Below are 2,098 nucleotides of genomic sequence, written 5' to 3'. Positions count from 1 at the left end.
GGCGCCGGCCATGGTGCTCGTCACGCACCACGTCGAGGAGATCCCTCCGTCCTTCACCGACGTCCTCATGATCCGCGACGGCCGCATCGTGGCTGCCGGCCCCATCCCCGTCACGCTGACGGCCGAGAACCTCAGCGAGACGTTCGGGCTGCCGCTCGTGCTCGAGCAGCACGGCGAGCGCTGGTCCGCGAGAGCCGAGTCCTGATCGCAACCTGTCCCGGTTGTCCGACCCGTAGGTCGCGGGAGGGAACTGAGGCAGAATCGAGAACGTCACTGGAGTGACGCWCGGGACGTCGGCGTCCGTCGCCGGCTCGGATGAAGGCGGGGTGGCTACGTGGTCGAGGGACACGCGTGGATGGTCTGGGTGGCGGTGGCCCTCGTCCTGGTGGCCATCGAGACGGTCACCGCCGACTTCACGTTTCTCATGCTCGCCGGCGGCGCCGTCGGCGCCTCCGTCGCGGCGGCCTTTGGGGCCCCTCCCGTCGTCCAGGCGATCGTTGCGGGCCTCGTCGCCGTCGCCCTCCTCGCGATCGTGCGTCCGTGGCTCAAGAAGCGCATCCAGGCCAGTAGCCCACCCCAGCTCATGGGAGCTGCCGCCCACGTCGGCCGTTCGGCCGTCGCCATCGACCGGGTCAACCCGGCCGGGGGCCAGGTCAAGCTCGCGGGCCAGACGTGGTCTGCGCGCACGCTCGGGGACGACATCGAGCCCGGCGAGGAGGTCGTCGTCGACTCCATCGACGGCGCCACCGCCATCGTGAGCCGCGCACGCGTCGTGGGGAGCTGAGCCGCTCACCGGCACCACTGCTCAACCGACACCACCGAACGAACGAGCGGGTCGATCGGCCCGCCCGCACCAACCGTGCCTCCTCGGGGGAGCACGGACCACACAGGGAGAAGGTCGAGAAGGTCGTGGACCCGGTTTACATCATTCCGATACTCATCGTCGTCGTGGCATTCGTCATCGTGCTGCGCACGGTGCGCATCGTGCCGCAGCAGACGGCACAGATCGTCGAGCGTCTCGGCGGCTACAACAAGACGTTGACCGCGGGGATCCACTTCCTCATCCCGTTCGTGGACAAGGTTCGCGCCAACATCGACCTCCGCGAGCAGGTCGTCACCTTCCCGCCGCAGCCCGTCATCACGAGCGACAACCTCGTCGTCAACATCGACACGGTCATCTACTACTCGGTCACCGACGCCAAGGCCGCGGTCTACGAGATCGCCAACTTCATCCAGGGCATCGAGCAGCTGACCGTCACCACCTTGCGCAACGTCATCGGCTCGCTCGACCTCGAGCAGGCCCTGACGAGCCGCGACCAGATCAACGGTCAGCTGCGCGGCGTGCTGGACGAGGCCACCGGCAACTGGGGCATTCGCGTCAACCGTGTCGAGCTCAAGGCCATCGACCCCCCGCACTCCGTCCAGGAGACGATGGAGAAGCAGATGCGTGCCGAGCGGGACCGTCGTGCCGCCATCCTCACCGCCGAGGGCTTCAAGCAGTCCGCCATCCTCACGGCCGAGGGTGAGAAGCAGAGCCAGATCCTGCGGGCCGAGGGCTCGGCGCAGGCCCGCATCCTCGAGGCCCAGGGCCAGGCCCGCGCCATCCAGCAGGTCTTCTCCGCGATCCACCGCGGCAAGCCGACGCAGAAGCTGCTCGCCTACCAGTACCTCCAGGTCCTGCCGCAGCTCGCCCGCGGCGACTCCAACAAGATGTGGATCATCCCCTCCGAGCTGACCGACGCGCTCAAGGGCATCGGCAACGCGCTCGGTGGCAGCGAGCAGGGCCCGATGGGCGACGACGAGGAGCAGTGGGTCGACACCGGCGACGCCGAAGACAACGCCTTCGCCGAGACGGTGCTCGAGGACCCGGCAAAGGCCCTCGCCGAGGCCCGGGGACAGGCCGCGCAGGCGAGTGCCGAGTCCACCGAGCACAACGCTCCCATGGGTCGCCAGCACCCGTCGTTCCCCGTGGGCGGTGCCGCGGTGCCTCCGCCGCCGGCTGCCGCGCCGCCAGCCGCTCCGGAGATCGCAGCACCGGCCGCCCCGGAGGACCTGCCCGACGCCCCGCCGGAGCCTCCGGTCCAGCGCTGACGGACAC

General features: G+C 69.5%; 2 protein-coding genes and 1 pseudogene. All 3 read left to right on the top strand.

Going from position 1 to position 2,098, the window contains the following annotated elements:
• A pseudogene (locus tag AC1DP0_RS21290) lies at nucleotides 1-205 on the top strand (ABC transporter ATP-binding protein); the annotation flags it as partial.
• A gap of 129 nt (nucleotides 206-334) precedes the next feature.
• Complete coding sequence (locus AC1DP0_RS21285; protein ID WP_478088470.1) at nucleotides 335-784, top strand: NfeD family protein; 450 nt, start codon at nucleotides 335-337, stop codon at nucleotides 782-784.
• Between the two features lie 125 nt (nucleotides 785-909).
• Complete coding sequence (locus tag AC1DP0_RS21280) at nucleotides 910-2,091, top strand: SPFH domain-containing protein (protein WP_478088468.1); 1,182 nt, start codon at nucleotides 910-912, stop codon at nucleotides 2,089-2,091.
• The last annotated feature ends 7 nt before the right edge of the window (nucleotides 2,092-2,098 follow it).

This window comes from Terrabacter sp. P5_B1, from assembly GCF_056400505.1.
Note: the sequence above shows the minus strand (reverse complement) of the source record. Positions and strands in the feature narration are given on the sequence as shown.